Source organism: Brevundimonas sp. MF30-B (genome assembly GCF_004683885.1).
Taxonomy (GTDB): Bacteria; Pseudomonadota; Alphaproteobacteria; order Caulobacterales; family Caulobacteraceae; genus Brevundimonas.
The window spans coordinates 537,747-553,682 of record NZ_CP038440.1 but is presented as its reverse complement, the minus strand read 5'-3'; the positions used below and the strand labels follow the sequence as shown (position 1 = coordinate 553,682).

At 66.6% G+C, this 15,936-nt stretch carries 18 protein-coding genes; 10 read left to right on the top strand and 8 right to left on the bottom strand.

Annotated features, from left to right (window positions below; translation table 11 throughout):
- Positions 1–10 precede the first annotated feature (10 nt).
- The 4 genes from E4M01_RS02765 to E4M01_RS02750 all read right to left on the bottom strand — a co-directional run bounded on the left by E4M01_RS02765 (position 11) and on the right by E4M01_RS02750 (position 2,316).
- Positions 11–196, bottom strand: a complete 186-nt coding sequence (locus E4M01_RS02765) for a hypothetical protein (RefSeq protein ID WP_135062353.1) — start codon at positions 194–196, stop codon at positions 11–13.
- Positions 197–487: 291 nt separating this feature from the next.
- A complete protein-coding gene (locus E4M01_RS02760) occupies positions 488–958 on the bottom strand; it encodes a TerB family tellurite resistance protein (RefSeq protein WP_167765298.1) in 471 nt (156 codons plus the stop codon).
- A gap of 97 nt (positions 959–1,055) precedes the next feature.
- Positions 1,056–1,241, bottom strand: a complete 186-nt coding sequence (locus E4M01_RS14240) for a YdcH family protein (protein WP_167765300.1) — start codon at positions 1,239–1,241, stop codon at positions 1,056–1,058.
- Between the two features lie 199 nt (positions 1,242–1,440).
- Positions 1,441–2,316 (bottom strand): LysR substrate-binding domain-containing protein, encoded by an 876-nt coding sequence (locus tag E4M01_RS02750; protein WP_135062356.1) that lies wholly within the window; start codon positions 2,314–2,316, stop codon positions 1,441–1,443.
- A gap of 111 nt (positions 2,317–2,427) precedes the next feature.
- Here E4M01_RS02750 and E4M01_RS02745 point away from each other — a divergent pair, with 111 nt between their 5' ends.
- The 4 genes from E4M01_RS02745 (at position 2,428) to E4M01_RS02730 (ending at position 5,410) form a co-directional block, all read left to right on the top strand.
- Positions 2,428–3,147, top strand: a complete 720-nt coding sequence (locus E4M01_RS02745; protein WP_167765302.1) for a DUF2490 domain-containing protein — start codon at positions 2,428–2,430, stop codon at positions 3,145–3,147.
- Between the two features lie 70 nt (positions 3,148–3,217).
- On the top strand, positions 3,218–4,198 hold the full coding sequence (locus tag E4M01_RS02740; protein ID WP_245158193.1) for a sodium-dependent bicarbonate transport family permease: 981 nt from the start codon (positions 3,218–3,220) through the stop codon (positions 4,196–4,198).
- Between the two features lie 167 nt (positions 4,199–4,365).
- A complete protein-coding gene (locus E4M01_RS02735) occupies positions 4,366–5,148 on the top strand; it encodes a DUF6671 family protein (RefSeq protein WP_209316064.1) in 783 nt (260 codons plus the stop codon).
- 58 nt (positions 5,149–5,206) lie between these two features.
- Positions 5,207–5,410, top strand: a complete 204-nt coding sequence (locus E4M01_RS02730; RefSeq protein ID WP_209316063.1) for a hypothetical protein — start codon at positions 5,207–5,209, stop codon at positions 5,408–5,410.
- On the opposite strand, the gene pyrC is transcribed toward E4M01_RS02730, so the two are convergent.
- A complete protein-coding gene (gene pyrC, locus E4M01_RS02725; RefSeq protein ID WP_135062361.1) occupies positions 5,399–6,472 on the bottom strand; it encodes a dihydroorotase in 1,074 nt (357 codons plus the stop codon). The two genes, E4M01_RS02730 and pyrC, sit on opposite strands and share 12 nt — an antisense overlap.
- 198 nt (positions 6,473–6,670) lie before the next feature.
- On the opposite strand from pyrC, the gene E4M01_RS02720 reads away from it, so the two are divergent.
- The gene (locus tag E4M01_RS02720; RefSeq protein WP_135062363.1) at positions 6,671–6,883 is read left to right on the top strand and encodes a hypothetical protein; all 213 of its coding nucleotides are present in this window, start codon (positions 6,671–6,673) and stop codon (positions 6,881–6,883) included.
- Positions 6,884–7,049: 166 nt separating this feature from the next.
- Here E4M01_RS02720 and E4M01_RS02715 read toward each other — a convergent pair whose 3' ends face one another.
- A complete protein-coding gene (locus E4M01_RS02715) occupies positions 7,050–7,643 on the bottom strand; it encodes a response regulator transcription factor (RefSeq protein WP_135062365.1) in 594 nt (197 codons plus the stop codon).
- A 139-nt stretch (positions 7,644–7,782) separates the two neighbouring features.
- On the opposite strand from E4M01_RS02715, the gene E4M01_RS14635 reads away from it, so the two are divergent.
- The 3 genes from E4M01_RS14635 (at position 7,783) to E4M01_RS02700 (ending at position 11,160) form a co-directional block, all read left to right on the top strand.
- Positions 7,783–9,474 carry a PAS domain-containing protein gene (locus tag E4M01_RS14635; protein ID WP_167792136.1) on the top strand — a complete coding sequence of 564 codons (1,692 nt, stop codon included), beginning with the start codon at positions 7,783–7,785 and terminating at the stop codon, positions 9,472–9,474.
- Positions 9,474–10,682 carry a cation:proton antiporter gene (locus tag E4M01_RS02705; protein WP_245158211.1) on the top strand — a complete coding sequence of 403 codons (1,209 nt, stop codon included), beginning with the start codon at positions 9,474–9,476 and terminating at the stop codon, positions 10,680–10,682. The genes E4M01_RS14635 and E4M01_RS02705 overlap by 1 nt, the downstream gene beginning before the upstream one ends.
- A gap of 151 nt (positions 10,683–10,833) precedes the next feature.
- Entirely contained in the window at positions 10,834–11,160 is a 327-nt protein-coding gene (locus E4M01_RS02700; RefSeq protein ID WP_135062371.1) for a TonB family protein, read from the top strand.
- An 11-nt stretch (positions 11,161–11,171) separates the two neighbouring features.
- Here E4M01_RS02700 and E4M01_RS02695 read toward each other — a convergent pair whose 3' ends face one another.
- Positions 11,172–11,972 carry an SDR family oxidoreductase gene (locus tag E4M01_RS02695; RefSeq protein ID WP_135062373.1) on the bottom strand — a complete coding sequence of 267 codons (801 nt, stop codon included), beginning with the start codon at positions 11,970–11,972 and terminating at the stop codon, positions 11,172–11,174.
- Positions 11,969–12,421, bottom strand: a complete 453-nt coding sequence (locus E4M01_RS02690; RefSeq protein ID WP_135062375.1) for an Rrf2 family transcriptional regulator — start codon at positions 12,419–12,421, stop codon at positions 11,969–11,971. Before E4M01_RS02690 ends, E4M01_RS02695 begins: the two co-directional genes overlap by 4 nt.
- 143 nt (positions 12,422–12,564) lie before the next feature.
- On the opposite strand from E4M01_RS02690, the gene E4M01_RS02685 reads away from it, so the two are divergent.
- The gene (locus tag E4M01_RS02685; protein WP_135062377.1) at positions 12,565–14,526 is read left to right on the top strand and encodes a potassium transporter Kup; all 1,962 of its coding nucleotides are present in this window, start codon (positions 12,565–12,567) and stop codon (positions 14,524–14,526) included.
- 80 nt (positions 14,527–14,606) lie between these two features.
- A complete protein-coding gene (locus E4M01_RS02680; RefSeq protein WP_245158195.1) occupies positions 14,607–15,911 on the top strand; it encodes an RsmB/NOP family class I SAM-dependent RNA methyltransferase in 1,305 nt (434 codons plus the stop codon).
- Positions 15,912–15,936: the final 25 nt, after the last annotated feature.

Here is a 15,936-nt window from a genome sequence, read left to right as displayed (position 1 = left end):
ATGGCGAAGGTCACGCGCCGGGAGGGGCGGCGGGGCATTTCTCCCACTCCATGAGGTCGGCGACGAAGACCGTCGAGCCGACGAAGATCAAAACGCCGAAGCTGAGGCCAAGGGTCAGATACCCCAGCGACATCAGCTGGCTCTCGACGACGGCAATCTCGCGGTGCTTCTTGTGCGGGACGCCCAGGTCGAGCACGCGCAGGATAACGACGAGAGCCGAGAAAGGCCGCCCACATCCAGACCGGCTTGGTCATACCGTCCTCGGTTGGATATTCCATGGATCAAGCTCCGCCCTGTTTCCGCGATCAGGCGCGGATGTCGAACGTGTGACGGCTGGCTCGGCGGGTGACCGCGTCGTCGGTGATCGCTCCGGGTGGCTCCACGGGGCGGGTCGTCGGCGAACTCCGATGTGCAGCGACTCGGCAGGTCATCTGCGAGAGTTGAACCGCCAAGCCACGGGCGACGGGCATCGAAATCGGGCTGATCCTCATCGCCGCCCTCCCTCGCCGGAGATCAGTTCGTAGCGCGCGGGATCAAGGTCCAGCAGCCGGCAGAGGCGCAGAATAACCTCGCGCTCTTCGGCGTCGAAACCGCCGTCCGCTTCCGCGACCGAACACGCCGTGTCGACAAGCAGGTGCGAGGGTCCCGGCTGACCCCGGAGGACAGAGACCGCAGCGTCCGCCGCAGCCTCGCCGTCGTCCGGATCGCGGTCGAACCGCATGTTCAGCGCTTCGAAACCGACCATCACCTCATGCAGTCCGAAGAAGCGGATGCTCGGCGACTGGCTCATCCGGTCGATCATCCGCTTGCGTTCATCGGCCGTGACCCAGCCGTCGGCCTGTGCGACCAGAGCGCAGGCGGCGACGACTGCGTCCATCTGAGCGACGTCGCCCGCGGTCCAGACATCGTGCGGATCGACCTGAACTCGCCTTCGCCGGGTCCTGTTTGTTCTGGGCATCGGGCCTCTCTTCGGATCACTGGCTAGGCCGCGATCACGGGTTGGTGTGGGGAGCGATCGGGTCGGCGGCCAGGGGAAGCCGCCGACCCTCCCGGCGTTAGCGCGACCTTGACGGCAGCCGACGATCGTCGAAGACGGCCAGCCGGTCCTTGATGGCCAGCTTCTTCTTCTTGATGTTTGTGACCGTGCGATCATCCGGGCCCGGGCGGGCCCGCTCGTTCCTCAGCGCCATCTCCAGCAGGACATGGAAGCCCTGCAGCCGGCGCGCCAACACGATAGACATGGAGCCTCTCCTTCTCAGAACGGGAGCGCTCGCCGCCGAGACCGTCGGTTCGAAGGGGACAAACAAGCCGGACCCGTCATCGAGCGCACCGATGCGGTCCGACATCACGATCACAGTGATCGCCAGAGGGGCCCGGGCCGCACAGACACTCTGCCGATCAAGCCGGTCCGGAGCCAATGATAAGTCGTGATGCCAGGCATCACAGCGCGATATGATCGCGATCCAGCGATCGCAGCACCTGCTCGGACAGGAGGTCCGCCGCGCCGGAGCGGGAGCCGCGCGCCCGCACCAGGGCGATCTCCGTCTCGTGCAGGTCGGGCAGACCACTGTCGAGCGACAGGGTGACGAGGTCCTTCGGCGTCATGGTCGCCGACAATACGCCGACCCCCAGCCCGGCTCTGAGCGCGGCGTGCTGGCCGGCGAGACTGGGCGAGGTGTAGGCGATTCGAAAGGCGACGCCCTGTTCGGTGAGCGCCGCCAGAGCCCGCTTGCGATAGATGTCCGGGGCCGGCGCGGTGATCAGCGGGATGATCGGGGTCTTGGCCAAGGCGGGGTCTGCGGCCACCCAGACCAGCGGCTCGCGCCACACCCGCACGCCGAGGTCGGGCCCCATTGGTTCGCGCTTTATCAGCGCCAGGTCCAGCGCGCCTTTCGAAAGTTGGTCGAGCAGATTGGCGGTGTAGTCGCAGGTGACTGCGAGACTGACCCTTGGATGACTACGGGCGAAATCGCCGAGAATACGCGGCAGGAAAGCTGTAGCGATGTCCTCAGGGGCGCCGAAGCGCACCTCGCCCTCGACATCGCCCTCATTCAACCCTGCGATGATTTGGTCGTTGAGGCGCAGCAGAGCATTCGCGGACGGGAGCAGGGTCTGGCCCTCGGCCGTCAGGATCACGTCGCGAGCGTTCCGGCTGAACAGTTCGACGCCCACCTGATTCTCCAGCCTGCGGATTTGCAGACTGATCGCCGGCTGGCTGCGCCCCAGGCGAACGCCGGCGCGGGTAAAGCTGCTAGTGTCGGCGACTGTGACGAACGCCCTCAGCAGATCGAGATCGAGATTCACGAGACGATGCATCAGACCCGATCATTAGCAGAGCTTATAGGGTGCATGAGCCCATTAAACTGGCCCTTGGGGCAAGTCGAGCGCCATGGGATGCGACCCCGCCACGTCGAGATCGCAACTCCATTGACCACAGTCGTCTGCCCGAAAGCCCAACTTGCGCCCGACTGTTTTCCACCCCTGCTGCTGATCGCGCTGACGTCGGCTACCGCGCTTTTGGCCACTCCCGCTGTCGCGCAGAGCAACCAGAATTCCGGGTTCTGGACGCAGGTGAGCGCCACCGCGCCAATGGGGCGCGACCTTCTGGGATCGGTGGAGGTGCAGGGCAGGTTCAACGACGACGCGGCGATGGAACAGCGGATCCTGCGTCTGGGCGTCGGTTATCGGGCAAGTCCGGGAGCCACTGTGTGGGCCGGCTACCACTATCAGGGTGTCGAGCGGGACGGCCAACCCGGCACGACCGAGCATCGCGGCGGGCAGCAGGTTTCATTGAACATCGGCCCGGCGTTCAGCGGCGCGTTCAGCGCACGCACGCGGTTGGAACAACGCTTCGTCAGCTCGGGCGACGACGTCGGGTGGCGGCTGCGCCAGCAGCTTTGCTACGACCGCCCAATCGGGCGGGACCCTGATGTGTCGTTCGTCGCACACGCCGAGGTCTTCGTCGCCATGAATGACACGGATTGGGGGGCCAGCGGCGGCTTCGATCGGATACGGTCGTTCGTCGGCGTGGCGATCCCGGTGCGAGAGACCGTCTCCCTCGAAATCGGCTACCTCAACCAACTGGACGACCGCGCGATCGACCGGATCGACCATGTGCTGTCCTTGTCGATGGTGCTCCGGCCATGAGCCTCGTTCATCCGGCAGAATGTCTTCAGGCTACGCGACGTCACGGCGCCTCTGTGGACGGAGGCCTCCATTGACCGACTTCGGCCTGCCGTCCAGCCTTGCGCTCCTGACTTCCCCGGCCATCCTGTTCTTCTTCATCGGCGCGGCGGCGGCGTTCGCGCGCTCCGACCTCGCCATTCCCGAGCCCGTGTCTAAGGCGCTGTCGCTGTATTTGATGCTGGCCATCGGCTTCAAGGGCGGGGTAGAGGCGCGCGATGCGGGCCTGAACGGCGACTTTCTCGTCGCCGCGGCCATCGGCGTGGCGCTCAGCGCCCTGATGCCGCTGCTGGCGTTCATCATCCTGAAGCGGGTGTCGCGGCTGGACCGGCCCACGATCTGCGCGCTGGCGGCCACCTACGGGTCGGTCTCGGTCGTGACCTTCGCCGCCGGCCAGCAGCACCTCGCCGCGGTCGGCATGACCTCCGGCGGCTATATGGCCGCCGTTCTGGCGCTCATGGAGACGCCCGCCATCCTGACGGCGCTGCTCCTGCTCAACGGCGCGGGCCGCGGCGAGCCGGGACGTCGCCGGACCATCCTCAAGGAGGTGTTCGTCGGCGCGGCCACGATCATGCTGCTCGGCAGCTTCGTCGTCGGGCTGGTCTCCGGCCAGACCGGCATGGCCAAGCTGGAGGTGTTCGTCGGGCCGCTGTTCCAGGGCGCCCTGTGCTTCTTTCTGCTCGACATCGGCCTGATCGCGGCGCGGAGACTGATGGATGGGGGGGGCAAGATGACCCCCGCCGTGATCGGCTTTGCCTTGGCCTTTCCCCTGGTTTCGGCCGCCATTGCCCTCGGCCTGGCGCGCATGGCCGGGCTCGAGGCTGGAAACGCCGCCCTGCTGACCATTCTGGCAGGCTCCGCCTCCTATATCGCGGTCCCCGCCGCCATGCGGCTTGCCGCGCCCGAGGCGGACCCCGGCGTGTACGTAACCGCGTCCTTGGCCGTGACCTTCCCCTTCAACCTGACGATCGGCATCGCCCTCTACGCCGCCGCGGCGGCCTGGCTCTGGCAGTGAGTTTCCTCATGCGTTCCGTGTCTCAATCCTCAACCCAGGCGGCGTTTCGTCACCGCGAGACCCCGGGGAGAATGCGACCTTTACCGGCGCGGGACGGTGGCCCCCCATGGCCGGGCGAACGGGCGGTTTTGGCCACGATGCATGGAAAGGAGACGGCGATCACGCCGGTGATCGCTCGCTTCATGGGCCTCGAGGTGGGGGTGCCCGCCGGGCTGGACACCGACGCGTTTGGAACCTTCAGCCGCGAGGTCGAGCGCAGGGGGACTCCGCTCGACGCGGCGCGGGCAAAGATCGCCTCCGGTTTCGATCTGATGCCTGAAGCGCGCTTCGGTCTGGCCAGCGAAGGCAGTTTCGGGCCTCACCCTCTGATTCCGTTCCTGCCCCTTGGGCGCGAGATCGTGGTCCTGATCGACCGTCTGTCCGGACTCGAACTAGTCGGCCAGTTCGCCGGGATCAGGACGAATTTCGCGCACGAGATCGTGAATACGATCGAAGCGGGACGGACCTTCGGCGCCCGGATCGGTTTTCCGGACCATGGCCTGATCGTCACGGCCTCCATCGATCGGGTGCCGGCGCCGGATGTCGCGCTGATCAAGGATATCGGCGGTTGGGACGCCCTCGACGGAGCGATCGAACGCGTCATCGGCCTGACAGGGAGCGCTCTGGTCGAAACCGACATGCGGGCCCATCGCAATCCCCACAGGATGCAGGCGATCCGGCGCGCCACGCTGGATCTGGTCCGGCGATCCCGGAGCGCCTGTCCCGCCTGCGGTCGACCGGGATACGTCGTGACCGAGCGCTTGCCGGGCCTGGCCTGTGCGGACTGCGGCGGGCCCACGGTGAAGATCCGCGCCGAGCGTCTGACCTGCGCCGGCTGCGGTCATTGGCTGGAGCGCCCGGTTCCGGCCGCGAAAGCCGATCCCGGATCCTGCGGCGACTGCAATCCTTAGATCAACTGGCATGGGGTGAACTATGATGACCGGGAAAGACGATCGGGCCGCCGCAGCCTTGGCCGCCATCGACGAGCGCATCGCCTGGGTTCTGGAGAGTCCCGGCATGAGCGTCTGGCTCAAGTCGGCGTTGAAGTCGGCATTGGCGGAAAACCCCATCACCCTGTCCAATGACCTGGAAATTCTGACTCATTTGATCGTGCCAAGAGTAAATGCGTTGCTGCGACAGCCCCTCGGCGACGGAGGCCTGTCATCGCGCTGAGACGGGCCCCAGGAATCGCCATGGCAGGGTTTCGTCGGCGTGGAAAGGGACCAGGTCGCCTTCGGATGTCCCCGCAAGCCGTTCCGGGACAACCAGAGGATCGCGCTCCAGAATGATGGAAGTCGTGTTCAGGGGCAGGCCATAGAAGCGCGGGCCGTGCTCAGAGGCGAAACCTTCCAACCGGTCGAGCGCCCCATCTTCTTCGAACGTCGCCGCATAGCTTTCGATAGCGAAAGGGGCATTGAAGATGCCGGCGCATCCACACGCGGACTCCTTCTGGCCGATCAGGTGCGGGGCGGAGTCGGTGCCGAGGAAGAATTTGGGCGAGCCTGACGTCGCCGCGCGCCGCAGGGCGAGCCGGTGTCGCTCGCGCTTGGCCACTGGCAGGCAGTAGGCGTGCGGGCGCAGACCTCCGGCGAACATGGCGTTCCGGTTCAGGCGCAGATGATGGGGGGTGATGGTCGCGGCGAGATTCGGGCCGCCGCTCTCGACGAAGGCTACCGCATCGGCGGTGGTGATGTGCTCGAACACTGCCCTGAGCGCCGGAAAGTCAGCAATGATCCTGGAGAAAATCGTCTCGATAAAGACCGCCTCGCGATCAAAGATGTCGATCGCCGGGTCGGTCACCTCCCCGTGCAGCAATAGCGGCATGCCAAGGCGCTGCATCCGTTCCAGGACGGGATAGATCCTGCGGACGTCGGTCACCCCGTGGTCGGCGTTGGTGGTCGCGTGGGCCGGATAGAGTTTGCAGGCCGCGAAGACCCCGGTTTCGAAACCGCGGTTGATCTCGTCAGGGTCGGCGTCGTCGGTCAGGTAACAGGTCATCAGGGGCTCGAACGTCCCGCCAGGATCCAGCGCGTTGAGGATTCGGGTGCGATAGCCTTCGGCGGCGGCGGTCGTGGTGACCGGTGGGGTCAGATTCGGCATGACGATCGCGCGTCTGAACTGGCGCGCCGTGTATCCGACGACGGACCGAAGCATATCCCCGTCGCGAAGGTGAACATGCCAGTCGTCCGGAGCGCGAATGACAAGACGTCGAGAGGGGGGAAGCAGTGCGGGCATCCGCTAACGCTAGCCGATTCCGGGCCGCGCGCCGACATCGAACAGGGAAACCTCAACTTGCCCAAACGGAGCCTCCCATCGGAAGGCTGCTTGGAAATGGATCGAAGAGAGTTCGAGGAGCTGGCAGCCGGTGCACGACTGCCCTTTCCGAGCGCCGAATGCGTCGGTGACAGTGCATGATTCGACTGGCTGTTCGAAATGGACGCCTCTTTGGCTCCAATTCAGGGCGATGGGAATGACCAGCTTTCGCTACAAGTCAGCATCTTTGATGAAGGCAGCCAGCCTCAAGAACCGAACATGATCCTTCGCCGTGGCGGTGAAGCTCGACTTTCGATCGGGCAACAAGGCCCGGATGGTCAGATGATCGACGGTCTCGAACTCACCCTGCGTCCGATCACAGCGACTGAGTGAACCTGCTCCAAGGTTTGCAACGCGTCGAACTATGCCCTTGGCTGCCTGCCGAACAGCAAGCCTTCCGACCTTTCATCCTGGCAGCGGCACAGTGGCCTGATAGTTCTCAGCATCATCCACGGTGGCGCGCCATTTCACCAACATGGGTGCGATCGAACGGCTTGTCTCAGCCTGACGAAGTGACCAGCCCGGCCGCGCAGCCGAGAGCAACGGCCGCAGCAGTGGGTACGCCGAGTTTTTCGCAAATGTGCGCCCGGTGCATTTCCACCGTGCGCGCGCTGATGCCGAGCCTGTGGGCGATCACTTTGCTGGGCGCCCCGGTCGCCAAATTCTGCAGGACTTGGCGCTCTCTCTCGGTCAGGCGGGAGATGGCGTCGGTGCGACGGCGATTGTCGATCAGGGCGGCCTGCCTCTCGGCCGCCCGGTCCAAGGCGGACAGCAGGTCGGCGCGGCGGATCGGCTTGCACAGAAAATCGACAGCGCCGCGCCGCATGGCGTCGACGGCGAGCGGCACATTCCCCCGCCCGGTCAGGAAGACGATCGACACCGGGGCATGCCGCCTGGAAAGTTCGTCGTGGAGGGCGAACCCATCCATCCCGGGCAACGCCATGTCGATCAGGGCGACGCCGGGCGGCAGTTCGTCAAGGACAGCCAGAAAGGCCTCGGCTGACTGAAAGGCGTGGGTTTCGTAGCGAACCGCGAGCGTAGCCCGCAGCGACGCAAGGACTAGCGGGTCATCATCAACCAGGTACACATACATGATCCCGTCATAGGGCCACAACGTGAGTGAGCAGTTAAGCCTGTCAGGCCGCGAAATCCGCCGGGCAGTATAATCACGGGGTTGTTTCCGCCAGCGAACCGGTCAACGTCGAGCTTCTCGGGGAGCGATGGAACACGCCTTGGACCAGACCGATCTCCGCCAAGCCTTCTTCCACGCCCACCCCGATCCGATGTGGGTCCACGATGCGAAAACGCTGAAGTTCTTGGACGTCAATGCAGCGGCCGAGCGCAAATATGGCTGGTCTCGCGACGAGTTCCTCGACATGTCGCTGGCGGAGCTCGACCCATCTCAAGGCGAGGGTGCAAGGAACACCCAGGTGCTCGACGCTTCGGGCGTGTGGCGGCATCTGACCCGCGAGGGCCGGGTGATCTTCGTGGATGTCGTTTCCCACGAGCTCAGCCATCAGGGCCGGGCGGCGCGCTTCGTCTCGGCGCGAGACGTCACGCGCCTGGTCGAACTGGAGCACGAGCGAACCGCTATGCTCGAGAGCATCAGCGATGGTTTCTTCACCCTGGACGGCCATGGCTGCTTCACCTTTCTGAACGGTCAGGCCGAGGCTTACCTCGACCGCTCGCGCAAGGATCTCATCGGGCGGAATGTCTGGGACGCGTTTCCTGAGGCGCGGGACAAGAAGTTCAAGGTGGCGGTCGAAGCCGCTGTCGAAAGCGGGCAAAGCCAACATTTCACCGACTATCTCGACCCGCCCGGCCGGTGGTTTCAGTCGGCCGTCCATCCCGCCGACAATGGAGGCGTGACCGTCTACTTCCGGGACGTGACGTCGGAACGGGCGGCGGAGACGCAGCTGCGGCTGCTCGAGCAAGCCGTATCGCACCTGAACGACGTCGTGCTGATCACCGAGGCCGGTCCGATCGAGGAGAAATTCGCGGGGCCGCGCGTGGTCTATGTCAATGACGCCTTCGTTCGCATGACGGGGTACGAGAAGGCCGACATCATCGGACGAACGCCCCGGATTCTGCAGGGCCCCGACACGTCGCAGGCCGAGGTGGATCGCATCCGCGACGCCCTGATGCGCGGAGAATCCGTTCGAGCCGAACTGGTCAACTACACGCGTCTTGGCGACCCGTTCTGGGTCGAGATGGACATCGTTCCGATCGGGCTGGACGGGGACGCGCATACTCACTTCGTCTCAGTGCAGCGCGATATCACCGGGCGGCGGGCGGCGCAGGAGGCCATGCGCCTGGGCGAGGAGCGTTTCCAGCTCATGGCCCGGGCCACCAACGACGTGGTGTGGGACTGGGATATCGAGCGGGACGCCCTCTGGTGGAACAGCAACTTGCAGGCGCTCTTCGGCTACGCCCCGGAGTTGAGCCAGACGCCCTTGTCGTTCTGGCTGCATCATCTGCATCCCGACGACCGCGAGCGTGTTCATGCCGGGTTTTTCGCCGCGCTGAAGGGTTCGGACACGATCTGGCGCGCCGAATACCGGTTCCAGAAGGCTGACGGCCGCTACGCCGCAGTCGCCGATCGCGGCTTCATCATCCGTGACGAAGCCGGGCGTCCGACCCGGGCGGTCGGCTCCATGCTGGACGTAACCGAGCGCCGCGAGTTGGAGGACAACGTACGACAGTCGCAGAAGCTGGAGGCAGTGGGGCAGCTTACGGGCGGCATCGCCCACGATTTCAACAATCTGCTCACCGTCATTCTCAACAATGCCGAAGGGCTGGAAGAGGCGCTTTCCGGCGAGCCGGCGCTCAAGGATCTGGCGAGCATGACGATCCAGGCGGCGGAGCGGGGCGCAGAGCTCACCAGCCGCTGTTCCAGGATCTGGCCACCCTGCCCTTCCTGGTGATGATCGGGGCCTATGCCGAAGGCGACAAGGTTGAGCCGTTGACGCTTGCTCGCACCGTGGCCTTGGGCGGTCTGGCCTTGGCGGCTGCGGCCGTGATCGGCAGGCCTCTGTTTCGCGGTGCACTGGCCTGGGTCGCTAGAAGCCAATCCGCCGAACTTTTTCTCCTGGTGGTGCTGTTGCTCGCCCTTGGGACAGCCTGGATCGCCGGACTGGCGGGACTTGCGGCGCCGCTCGGCGCCTTTATGGCCGGGGTCATCGTCGGGGAAAGCGATTTCCGCCACCACATAGAGGACGAGGTTCGGCCGTTTCGCGACGTCCTCTTGGGCCTCTTCTTCGTCACCGTGGGGATGGGGCTCGACCTGTCCGTCGCCGTCGCTGCGCCCCTGGCCGTAGGGGTTTGGTTGATGGTTTTCCTGCTCATCAAGCCCGCAGTGGTGCTTCTGGTAGGCCGGGTTCGCCGATGGGCCCGCCAGGACAGCCTGCGTACGGCCGTCTCTATGGCCAACGGAGGCGAATTCGGCCTTCTGCTGATTACTCAAGGCCTTGCCGCCAGCCTGCTTCCGCTCCCCGTCGCGGGTCCTCTTCTCGTGGCCCTGGTGCTGAGCATGGGGCTTGCGCCGATCCTGACCGCCGGCTCGGCTGGCTTCGCGCGTCGCTTTGCCGGGCCTCAATCGCCTGAGGACGAGGGCGCACGCGCCGCCTCAACGGGCGATCTCGCAAACCATGTGGTCCTCTGCGGCTGTGGGCGAATCGGCCGTCCGGTGGCGGCGGCGCTCAAGCTCGCCGGCATCCCCTATGTTGCGGTGGAAAGAGACTTCGACAGCTTTCGGGCGGCGCAGACTCTGGGCTTGAATGTCGTATTCGCCGACGCTGGACGCAGAACCGTTCTGGCTGCGACGGGCCTTTCTAGGGCGCGGCTCGTGGTGGTTGCGTTCGAAGGCGAGCGCGAGGCCGAGCGTATCCTTCACCGCACGCGGACGGAAGCGCCGAAAGCGCTCCGGCTCGCCAATGCGCTCGATGAGGAGGTCGCGAAGCGGCTCCGGGCGGCGGGCGCCGACCTGGTCTTCCCGGAAAACCTAGCCGCCGGTCTGGGCCTGGCGCGTCAGTCCCTGCTGCTTTGCGGGCTGGACCAGCCCGCCACCGACGGCGTGCTGAACGACCTTCGCGAACGCCTCAATGGGCCGTCTGCCGAGAGGCCCATTCCCTAATGCGGCGCGGAGCGCACGAGTGCGACTTCTTCGCCAAGGCCATCCGGATGAAGGCGAATGTTGGAGGCCCAGCCACGGCCCAGCGTCCGTCGAAGGCCCTCGGAACTCGCTGGCGTTCTGTGGCTTGTATTCCTGAAAGGAAGTCGTCGCCATGTCCCTGTTCGTTCTGCTGGCTGTCGTCGCGCTGTCCACGCCCGAGATCGGCGCATCGAACGACGCGGCGCCGCGCCCCCCTGCAGTCGAGAAGGCGGCGGCACGGTCATCTGGCGCATTGGAGGGCGTTTCGGTTCGAGTTCGTTGCCTGGCCTCCGCAACCGGTCGTGTCAGTGACTGCCACGTCGTCTCGGAGACGCGTCCCGGCCTCGGCTTCGGCGAGGCGGCGGTCGCGCTGATGAACGGCGCCGACGTCCAACCGGCTCTGAGAGACGGGAAGCCGGTGCGCGCTTCCTTCGAACACACCATAGAATTCACGCCCTGAGCGACTCGCTGCTAGAGGCGCTTGAGCCGCTGGGCGTGGCCGCCCACCATGCGCAGGGCCGTCGCATCGGGCAGATGCTTGGCCAAGCCGGACAGCAGGCGGTTGGCGAGGCCCGGCGTGACTGAGGCCCTGCCCGCCTCGCAGGCGTTCCAGCCGATGCGCGCCACGCGATCGGCGTCCATCCACATCCAGGCGGGATAGGCCGAGGACACCTGCTCCCGCGAGCCGTTGACGTCGTGGAATTCCGTCAGGGTGTATCCAGGGTTGAGAACGGTGACATGAACACCCGTGCCGTGCGTCTCGAGGTGCAGGCCTTGGCTGGCCTTGATCAAAAAGCTCTTGATCGGGCCGTACAGGGTGTCGCCGCCGGTGGCCGGCATCAGCCCGGCTAGGGAGGCCACGTTCAGCACCCGTCCGAAGCCGCGCTGGACCATGCCGGGCAGCAGCAAACGCGTGAGTTCGACCGGCGCGCTCAGCATAACGCGCAGCATGGCGGCGTGATCGGCCGGATCGGTCTGCAGGAAGCCGGTGGTGCGGCTGAAGCCGGCGTTGTTGATCAGGCCGTCCAGCATCAGCCCCTGATCCTCTATCGCTTGGACCAGACGCTGGACGGCGTCGGTTTGCGCCAGGTCGGCGGCGACGACGCGGGCCTGGACCGGATGGGCGGCCATGATCTCGTCGGCCAAGGCCAGCAAACGATCCTCGCGCCGGGCCGTCAGAACAAGATCCCAGCCATCGGCTGCGCAAACACGCGCCAGGGCGGCGCCGATGCCCGCCGAAGCGCCGCTGATCAGTACGGTCCTCTTCTTCACGCTGGGACGGCGAAACGGGCGAGAGAGGCCGGCGCCTCGTCCAGCAAATCGGCGATGGTGATGCGCGAGAGGGCATCGGCTGCGGCGTGGTCGGCAGCCGTCAGGGCCTTGGCCACTTGGCGCGGGATGTGCTCACCGACCGGGCAGCCACGAGCGCCGGCGGGGGGCGAACCCAGATGCGCGCAGCCGTTCACCGCACGCAGCACCTCGTCCAGCCGGATGTGCTCCGGCCGCCGCAGCAGCCAGGAGCCTCCGGAGGCGCCAGGCCGGGTGGCGATCAAGCCAGCCTTGGCCAGCAGGGCGGTGACGCGCCGCACGACCACGGGGTTGGTGGGCACCGACGCAGCCAGCAGCGCGCTGGAAGCCGCCTGGGCAGGACCGTACGCGCCCTTGTGCGCCATATAGGCCAGGGCGTGAGCGGCGACGGGAAAGCGCTGGCTGTCCGACATGGTGCGCTGAAAATAGGCATGAGGCGGCGGTTTCACAAACTGCGGAACGAATCCGCAGGCCCGCGATTGAACCGCTCGCGGAATGGGCGTATGCGCGCCGCTGCTTTTGATGGGCCCGAACGTTCGCGGCCCGGAGGACAAGCATGGCAGGGGACAGCCCCCTCGGCGCCGACGCTTCCGCCGCCGCCGATACTCAGACCGCATCGCTGCAAGACGCATCGCACGCACCGGGCCACGGTCCGGGAGGCGCCGGCTTTCGCGCGTTGCTGATCGGCGCGATTGGCGTCGTCTTCGGCGATATCGGCACAAGCCCCCTGTACGCCATGCGCGAGGCCCTAGCGCATTCACGCAGCGGCGGTGCGGCCGAGCTTGCGGTGCTGGGCACCGTGTCCCTGATCTTCTGGGCCCTGATCCTGGTGGTGACGGTCAAGTACGTCATCTTCCTGATGCGGGCAGACAACAAGGGCGAGGGGGGGACCCTGTCGCTTATGGCGCTGGCGCAGCGTGCGTTGGGCCGGCGGTCGGCGACCGTGTTTCTGCTAGGCGTCTGCGGTGCGGCGCTGTTCTACGCAGACGGGGTGCTGACCCCGGCGGTGTCGGTGTTGTCGGCGGTCGAGGGCCTGGGAGAGGCGCCGGTGGTCGGCCGCCACTTCACGCCCTTCATCTTGCCCATCGCGGCCGGCATCCTGATCAGCCTGTTCATGGTGCAGTCGCGGGGGACCGCCAGCATGGCTCGCGCCTTCGGACCGCTGACCACCATCTGGTTCCTGACCCTGGCGGGTCTGGGCGTCCTGCATATCTTCGACGACGTTTCGATCCTGCGGGCGCTGTCGCCTCACTACGGGATCATGTTTCTCATCGACAATGGCTTTCTGGGCTTCGTCCTTTTGGGCAGCGTCTTCCTGGCCGTGACGGGGGCCGAGGCGCTCTACACGGACATGGGCCATTTCGGTAAAGCGCCGATCCGGGCAGGCTGGCTGTGGGTCGTGCTGCCGTGCCTGATGCTGAACTATCTGGGCCAGGGCGCCCTGGTGCTCAGTGATCCGGGCGCGCGGACCAATCCCTTCTGGGAGATGATCCCGCAGATGGCCTATTGGCCCGTGCTGATCCTGGCCACCTTGGCCACGGTGATCGCCAGCCAGGCCGTCATCACCGGCGCCTTCTCCCTGACGCAGCAGGCCGTGCAGCTGGGTCTTCTGCCGCGCCTCGGCATCCGCCAGACAAGTGAGAGCCAGGCGGGTCAGATCTACGTGCCGTCGGTCAATATGCTGATGCTTGTCGGCGTGCTGCTTCTGCTGGCGCTGTTCCCGACATCGTCGCAGCTGGCGGGCGCCTATGGCGTGGCGGTCACCGGCGCCATGCTGGTGGACAGTCTGCTGGCCTGGTTCATCGTGCGTCGCATGTGGAAGTGGAGCCTGCCGCTCAGCCTGGCCTTCGTCACGCCCTTCCTGATGATCGACCTGGCCTTCTTCGGTTCGAACCTGCTGAAAATTCCGCAGGGGGCCTGGGCGCCGCTGGCCATGGGCGCGGGCTTGGTGACCATCATGTGGACTTGGGTGCGCGGCACACAGCTGCTGACGGTCAAGACCCACAAGGACAGCCTGCCGCTTACGGATCTCATCCAGATGCTGAAGGCCAGGCCGCCGCATCGCGCGCCGGGCACGGCGGTGTTCCTGACCTCCGACGCCGAGATCGCGCCGGTCGCCCTGATGCACAATCTCAAGCACAACAAGGTGCTGCACGAGAAGAATGTGATCCTGACAGTGCGTACGGCCGACCGGCCTCGCGTGCCCGAGGCCCAGCGCATCGTGATGGAGCCGATCAGCGACGACTTTAAACGGCTGACCGTGACCTATGGCTTCATGGAGACGCCCAACGTGCCGCGCGCGCTGAGCCTGTGCCGCAAGCAGGGGCTGAAGTTCGACATCATGTCGACCAGCTTCTTCCTGGGCCGGCGCTCGGTCGTGCCCGCGGCGCGCAGGGGGATGCCCCTGTGGCAGGACCGGCTGTATATCTTCCTGATGAGAAACGCCGCCAACCCGACCGATTTCTATCACATCCCGCCAGGCCGAGTGGTCGAGATGGGCACGCAGGTGTCGGTTTGAACCCCACTGGGCCGAGCGCCGGCCGCAACTCCGCCTCGCGCGGGCGCCGCAGGGCCGAGAAGGGTCGCGCACCTCGCCCTGTGGAGCCCGCCGCGCCCGATGCGGCGGCCGACATCGGCGTGGAGGCCCGCATTGCCGCCGGCCTGCTGCTGAACGCGGCGCTGGAGCGGCGCAACGGCTTGGACGAGACCCTGGCGTCGCCGGCGCTGTCGAGCCTGCCGGCGCCGGATCGGGCCTTCGCCCGCGCCACGGCCATGGCGGCGTTGCGCCGTCTGAGCGAGATCGACCAGATCCTGGACCGTCGCTTCTCCAAGCGGCCGCCCGAGCCGGTCATGACCATCCTGCGCATCGCCCTGGCCCAGACGCTTGTGCTGGAGACGCCGGCCTTCGCGGCGGTGTCGACGGCGGTCAAACTTGCGGAGCGTGACGCCAAGGCGCGGCCCTACAAGAATCTGGTCAATGCGGTGCTGCGCGGGATCGGGCGCGACGGACCCGGCCTGACCACCGCCGATGCCAACCTGCCGGACTGGATCGCCGCGCGCTGGAAGGCGGCGTATGGCGAGGCGGGCCTGGCCGCCCTGGCCCTGGCCGGTCGGGACGAACCGCCGACCGACCTGACGCTGAAGCCCGGAGTGGACCCGGCCGCCGTGGCGGCGGCTGTCGAGGGCGAGGTGCTGCCCGGCGGCAACATCCGGACCGGCCGTCGCGGCGACGTGGCGCAATGGCCGGGCTTCGAGGGCGGCGACTGGTGGGTGCAGGACGCCGCCGCGGCCGCGCCCGCGCGCCTGCTTGAGGTGAAACCGGGCGAAACCGCCCTGGACCTGTGCGCGGCGCCGGGCGGCAAGACGCTGCAGCTGGCGGCGGCGGGCGCCGAGGTGACGGCTCTGGACCGGTCGGCCTCCCGGTTGAAACGGCTCCACGCCAATCTGGAACGCACCGGGCTGGAGGCGCGCGTCATCGCCGTGGCCGCCGAAGAGTGGGACGAGCCGGGACAGTTCGACGCGGTCCTGCTGGACGCCCCCTGCACCTCCACTGGAACCTACCGCCGCAATCCCGAGGTTCTGCGCGCCACGCGGCCCGCAGAGGTCGCCAAGCTGGCCGATGTGCAGCACCGGCTGCTCGACGTCGCCGCCGAGCGGGTGAAGCCCGGCGGACGGCTGGTTTATTGCACCTGTTCGCTGGAGCGCGAGGAGGGCGAGACCCAGATCATCGCCTTTCTGCGCCGCAACCCGGCCTTCAAGACCGTGGCCGCCGATCCGCAGGCCGTGGGCGCGCCGATGGAGGCCCTGACGCCCGAAGGCTGGCTGCGCATCCTGCCTTCGATGTGGGCCGAACGCGGCGGCGTCGACGGCTTCTTCGCCGCCCTGATGGTGCGCGAGGGTTGATGCGAAGTCGGCGGCGCCTTGCCGC

Excerpts from the sequence above, each read along its gene's own strand:
- E4M01_RS02760 (WP_167765298.1), bottom strand. The coding sequence starts at position 958 with ATGCCCAGAACAAACAGGACCCGGCGAAGGCGAGTTCAGGTCGATCCG.
- E4M01_RS14240 (WP_167765300.1), bottom strand. The coding sequence starts at position 1,241 with ATGTCTATCGTGTTGGCGCGCCGGCTGCAGGGCTTCCATGTCCTGCTG.
- E4M01_RS02750 (WP_135062356.1), bottom strand. The coding sequence starts at position 2,316 with ATGCATCGTCTCGTGAATCTCGATCTCGATCTGCTGAGGGCGTTCGTC.
- pyrC (WP_135062361.1), bottom strand. The coding sequence starts at position 6,472 with ATGCCCGCACTGCTTCCCCCCTCTCGACGTCTTGTCATTCGCGCTCCG.
- E4M01_RS02720 (WP_135062363.1), top strand. The coding sequence starts at position 6,671 with ATGGACGCCTCTTTGGCTCCAATTCAGGGCGATGGGAATGACCAGCTT.
- E4M01_RS02715 (WP_135062365.1), bottom strand. The coding sequence starts at position 7,643 with ATGTATGTGTACCTGGTTGATGATGACCCGCTAGTCCTTGCGTCGCTG.
- E4M01_RS02705 (WP_245158211.1), top strand. The coding sequence starts at position 9,474 with ATGATCGGGGCCTATGCCGAAGGCGACAAGGTTGAGCCGTTGACGCTT.
- E4M01_RS02700 (WP_135062371.1), top strand. The coding sequence starts at position 10,834 with ATGTCCCTGTTCGTTCTGCTGGCTGTCGTCGCGCTGTCCACGCCCGAG.
- E4M01_RS02690 (WP_135062375.1), bottom strand. The coding sequence starts at position 12,421 with ATGTCGGACAGCCAGCGCTTTCCCGTCGCCGCTCACGCCCTGGCCTAT.
- E4M01_RS02685 (WP_135062377.1), top strand. The coding sequence starts at position 12,565 with ATGGCAGGGGACAGCCCCCTCGGCGCCGACGCTTCCGCCGCCGCCGAT.